Origin of the sequence: Streptomyces ureilyticus (assembly GCF_011045025.1) — a bacterium.
Lineage (GTDB): Bacteria > Actinomycetota > Actinomycetes > Streptomycetales > Streptomycetaceae > Streptomyces > Streptomyces ureilyticus.
Genome location: NZ_JAAKZX010000363.1, coordinates 1 through 4778, shown reverse-complemented (window position 1 = coordinate 4778; position 4778 = coordinate 1). Strand labels below are relative to the sequence as shown.

At 71.0% G+C, this 4778-nt stretch carries 5 protein-coding genes; 3 read left to right on the top strand and 2 right to left on the bottom strand.

What is annotated here, in order from left to right; translation table 11 throughout:
- Positions 1–167 precede the first annotated feature (167 nt).
- Entirely contained in the window at positions 168–1133 is a 966-nt protein-coding gene (locus tag G6048_RS46680; RefSeq protein WP_408056247.1) for a D-2-hydroxyacid dehydrogenase, read from the bottom strand.
- A gap of 265 nt (positions 1134–1398) precedes the next feature.
- Here G6048_RS46680 and G6048_RS46675 point away from each other — a divergent pair, with 265 nt between their 5' ends.
- Genes G6048_RS46675 through G6048_RS46665 form a run of 3 tightly spaced genes read left to right on the top strand, consistent with a single transcriptional unit; the run spans position 1399 to position 4457 of the window.
- The gene (locus G6048_RS46675; protein WP_165345684.1) at positions 1399–2304 is read left to right on the top strand and encodes a maleate cis-trans isomerase family protein; all 906 of its coding nucleotides are present in this window, start codon (positions 1399–1401) and stop codon (positions 2302–2304) included.
- Positions 2301–3032: a maleate cis-trans isomerase family protein gene (locus G6048_RS46670; protein WP_165345683.1), complete on the top strand. Its 732-nt coding sequence runs from the start codon at positions 2301–2303 to the stop codon at positions 3030–3032. The genes G6048_RS46675 and G6048_RS46670 overlap by 4 nt, the downstream gene beginning before the upstream one ends.
- Before the next feature lie 15 nt (positions 3033–3047).
- Complete coding sequence (locus G6048_RS46665; RefSeq protein WP_165345682.1) at positions 3048–4457, top strand: amidase; 1410 nt, start codon at positions 3048–3050, stop codon at positions 4455–4457.
- Between the two features lie 5 nt (positions 4458–4462).
- On the opposite strand, the gene G6048_RS46660 is transcribed toward G6048_RS46665, so the two are convergent.
- The coding region (locus tag G6048_RS46660) for a DUF3830 family protein (protein ID WP_165345681.1) at positions 4463–4778 on the bottom strand (316 nt) is incomplete at its 5' end.

Below are 4778 nucleotides of genomic sequence, written 5' to 3'. Positions count from 1 at the left end.
TTGATGGTTGGTCTCGTGGGCGCGGAGATGTGTATAAGCGACAGGCCCAGCCCCCGAAACGGGGTCCGGGGCGGAGCCCCGAAGGGGTCCAGGGGCGCAGCCCCTGGCGGGGTCTGGGGCTGGCCCCAGGGATGGGACGGGTAGGGGCGGCGGGGGCGAAAAACCCCTCAGTGCCCCGGCACGTACCCCCGCCGCTTGTCCACCACGTTCGGCAGCGGCTCCCCCGCCTCCCACAGCTCGTACAACTCCACGAACTGCGCCCCGAGTTCATCCCGCCACCCGATCGTGTCACCGCTCATGTGCGGCGAGACGATCAGGCCGGGGAGCTCCCACAGGGGGCTCTCCGCAGTGAGCGGCTCGTGGTCGAAGACGTCGAGCGCCGCGCCCGCGATCCAGTGTTTCGAGAGGGCGTCAGCGAGCGCGTCCTCGTCGACGAGCTGCCCGCGTCCGACGTTGATGAAGCGCGCGGACGGCTGCATGAGGCCGAAGCGGTGCGCGTTGAACATTCCGACCGTCTCGTCGGTGAGGGGGGCCGCGGAGACGACCCAGTCCGCGCGGGCCATCAGCCGGTCGAGTTCGTCGGGACCGTGGACGCCGGCGCGCGCGGTGCGCCCGACCAGGGCCGTCTTGATGCCGAGGGCCTTCAGGGTCTGCTCGATCGCCCGCCCGATCGGCCCGGAGCCGACGACGCACGCGCGCGTGCCCGCGACCCGCTGCGACTCGCGGTGCCGCCACTCCCGCGCCCGCTGGAGCTCCCACGTACGCGGCAGATCCTTGGCCATGGCCAGGACGAGCGCGGCCACGTACTCGGCGATCGGCTGGTCGAAGACGCCGCGCGCGTTGGTCACCACCGTGTCGGACGCGGCGAGCTCCGGGCACATCAGGTGATCCACGCCCGCACTCGCCGTGTGCACCCAGCGGGGCCGCGGGCCTTCGCCGGGCCAGGCGCGGCGCACCGCGTGCGATGTGAAATCCCACACAAGCAGGACGTCCGCGGCCGGCAGCAGCGAGGCCAGCGTCGACTCGTCGGCGTGCTCGATCAGGGCCCGTCCGGAGAGCCGGCCGAGGCGGGGCGCCGGCTCGGCGTCCAGTACCAGAAGGGTCGGCTTGTTCTCGGTCGTGGGCGGGGACATGGGTGCCGTCATCGGGGGGAAACCGTTTCGCAATCCGAGTCCGCTTCTCTTGGGTCTGGGCACACTTACGGGACAACTGCGGAAGCCGTCTGAGATGCACGGATTGACCACGCTGGCACCGGAACCTACCTTCGTCAACATGGACCTGTAAGCGGTCCGCTTTCCTGTCCCGACGTCCCGGCATGCGCCGGCTTGTGTCCCCCGGCCCCTCGGGCCGGTACTTCAGCATCAACTCATTAGCTCGACTTGAGTTTGGGGCCTGCTCATGGACGTCTCCTTCCTCGGTGGACCGCACCCACAGCGCGGTGTCGGCATCGTCGCTCCCTTCGACTTCGCCCTCGATCGCGAGCTGTGGCGCTGGGTGCCGGACGAGGTCTCACTGCATCTGACCCGCACCCCTTTTGTGCCCGTCGAGGTCAGCCTCGACCTCGCACGGCTGGTCAGTGAGCATGAGACGCTCGGCGAGGCGGTGCGCGCGCTGAACGCGGTGCATCCCGAGGTCGTCGCGTACGCCTGTACGTCGGGCAGTTTCGTCGGCGGTATCGCGGGTGAGCGGGCGATGTGCGAGGCGATGACGCGGGCCGGCGAAGTCCAGTCCGTGACCACCTCCGGTGCGCTCCTTGAAGCCCTCCAGGAGCTGGGCGCCCGCCGGATCGCCCTGGTCACGCCCTACACCGTGTCCGTGACCCGGGCCCTGGAGGAGTACCTCGCCGAGGCCGGCATCGAGATCATCGGCACCTCCTCCCTCGGCCTGACCCGGCACATCTGGAAGGTCCCGTACCGCGACGTCGTCGACATGGCCCGCAATGCGATACGCGGGGCTGCGGACGCGCTGTTCATCAGCTGCACCAATCTCCCCACGTACGACGTGATCCCGCAGTTGGAGGCCGAGCTGCGGATTCCCGTCATCTCGGCCAACCAGGTGACGATGTGGGCCGCCCTGCGTCACATGGGTACGCGAGCGGTGGGGCCCTATCAGGCGCTGATCGACCACTCGGCGCGGCAGCATCCGGTGACGCCGGAATCACTGCCGGAGTCGATGTCGGGATCGGTCCCGGAAGCATCGATCCCGGGATCGGTTCCGGAAGCTTCGATCCCGGGAGCGATTCCGGGGTCAGTGCCTGAATCACAGGGGCCCGTACTGCCGGAAGAACAGGAAGGTTGGGCATGACGGCACTCGGATTCCTCTACCCGGGCCACTCGGCCGAGGACGAATACCCGCGGATGGAGCAGCTGCTGGGCAGCGACATTCGCCTCCCGCTCGTCCACACGGACATCGGCGAGGACGCCCACCGTGAGGACGCGCTGCTGGAGATGGGCTCGGCGGCCCGGCTCGCGGCGGGCGTCGAGGAGCTGCGGCTGTCCGGTGCGGAGGCGGTGGTGTGGGCGTGCACGTCCGGCAGCTTCGTGTACGGCTGGGAGGGCGCCCATGAGCAGGTCCGCACCCTCGCCCTGGCGGCCGGCATGCCCGCCTCCTCCACGTCCTTCGCCTTCGCCCACGCGATCCGTGAGATCGACGCGCGACGGGTCGCGATCGCGGCAACGTATCCGGAGGATGTGGCGGCGATGTTCGCCGCCTTCTTGAAGGGCGCGGGGATCGAGGTGGTCTCGATGCGCGGCAGCGGCATCATCACGGCGGCGGAGGTCGGGACGTGGGGCGCCGACGAGGTCCTCACCATGGCCCGTTCGGGCGATCACCCCGACGCGGACGCTGTCCTCCTCCCGGACACCGCCCTTCACACGGCCTCCCACCTCCCCGCCCTGGAGGAAGCCCTCGCCAAACCGGTCCTCACCGCGAACCAGGTCACGGTGTGGGAGGCCCTGCGGTTGGCCGACCGCCGGGTGAACGCGCCTGAGCTGGGGATGCTGTTCACACGGGAGCCAATCGTGCAGGTGTGACCTTTTGGAGGGTGGATGACCGAGCTCACCGAGCTGACCGCGCTGCGACTCGTCGAGGGGTACCGCAAGGGCGAATTCAGCCCCGTGGAGGCGACGCGGGCCGCGCTCCGACGGGCCGAGGAGATCCAGCCCTCCGTGAACGCCTTCGTGCGCCTCACCGGCGACGAGGCGCTCGAGCGGGCGCGGGAGTCGGCCGAGCGCTGGCGGCGCGGTGAGCCGGTCGGCCTCCTGGACGGGGTGCCGGTCACGGTGAAGGACATCCTGCTGATGCGTGGCGGGCCCACCCTGAAGGGCTCCAACACCGTGCGGGTGGAAGGGCGCTGGGACGAGGACGCGCCCTCGGTGGCCCGGCTGCGCGAGCATGGCGCCGTCTTCGTGGGCAAGACAACGACGCCGGAGTTCGGGTGGAAGGGCGTCACGGACTCGCCGCAGTCGGGGGTGACGCGCAATCCGTACGACCTGTCGCGTACGCCGGGCGGTTCGAGCGGCGGGAGTGCGGCGGCCGTGGCCATGGGCGCGGGCCCGCTGTCCCTGGGCACGGACGGCGGCGGCAGCGTCCGTATCCCCGCCGCGTTCTGCGGGATCTTCGCGCTGAAGCCGACGTACGGGCGGGTGCCGCTGTATCCGGCGAGCGCCTTCGGGACGCTCGCGCACGTGGGACCGATGACGCGCGACGCCGCCGACGCGGCTCTCCTGCTGGACGTGATCAGCGGTACGGACGCCCGCGACTGGTCCGCGCTCGCGCCGCCCGCCGGGCGGTTCACGGACCTGCTGGGCGGCGGCGTGCGGGGGCTGCGGGTCGCGTACTCGCCGTCCCTCGGCGGGCAGGTGCCCGTACACCCCGATGTCGCGGCGGCTGTGCGGCGGGGCGTGGAGGGGCTTGCGTCCCTCGGCGCGTACGTCGAGGAGGCCGACCCTGATTTCACCGAGCCGGTGGAGGCCTTCCACACCCTGTGGTTCAGCGGGGCCGCCCGGGTGACGCAGAATCTCGGCCCGCACCAGCGGGAGCTGCTGGATCCGGGACTGCGGGAGGTCTGCGACCAGGGTGCCCGTTACAGCGCGCTCGACTATCTGGCCGCGGTGGACGTGCGGATGGATCTGGGCCGCCGGATGGGCCGTTTCCACGAGTCGTACGACCTGCTGGTCACGCCGACGCTGCCGATCACCGCGTTCGAGGCGGGCGCGGAGGTGCCGAAGGGCTCGGGGCTGCGGCGCTGGACGGGCTGGACCCCGTTCACCTACCCCTTCAACATGTCGCAGCAGCCCGCGGCCAGCGTCCCCGTCGGCCTGGACGGGGACGGGCTGCCGGTGGGTCTGCAGCTCGTGGCCGCCCGCCACCGGGACGACCTGGTACTGCGCGCGGCGCACGCGCTGTACGAGGCGGGGGTGGCCCATGTGGATCCCCCGCCCCGGCGCCCTGCGTAGGGGGTTCAGGCCCTGCGGAAGCTGAGCGTCTCCCCCAGCGCGCCCGCCCGCCACAGGTCGTTGCATGCCTCCGCCATGGCTTCCAGGCCCTCCACGACCTGGCCCCAGACGATTCCGGGCACCCAGCCGACGTCGGCGTTGATCAGCAGGTTGTTGCGTTCGTAGAAGAGGGCCAGGTCGATCACCGGGGTGCCGTGCTGGACGCCGGAGGCCCCGCCGTAGCCGTACGACTTCGTGCCCAGCTGTGTGCCGGAGAAGGAGAAGTAGCACAGGTCGCCGGGGATGGGGGTGACGGTGGGGTTTTCGAGCGGGGGTTCGGTG

Bases quoted from the DNA above. Each gene is read 5' to 3' on its own strand.
- G6048_RS46680 (WP_408056247.1), bottom strand. From the start codon at position 1,133: ATGTCCCCGCCCACGACCGAGAACAAGCCGACCCTTCTGGTACTGGAC.
- G6048_RS46675 (WP_165345684.1), top strand. From the start codon at position 1,399: ATGGACGTCTCCTTCCTCGGTGGACCGCACCCACAGCGCGGTGTCGGC.
- G6048_RS46670 (WP_165345683.1), top strand. From the start codon at position 2,301: ATGACGGCACTCGGATTCCTCTACCCGGGCCACTCGGCCGAGGACGAA.
- G6048_RS46665 (WP_165345682.1), top strand. From the start codon at position 3,048: ATGACCGAGCTCACCGAGCTGACCGCGCTGCGACTCGTCGAGGGGTAC.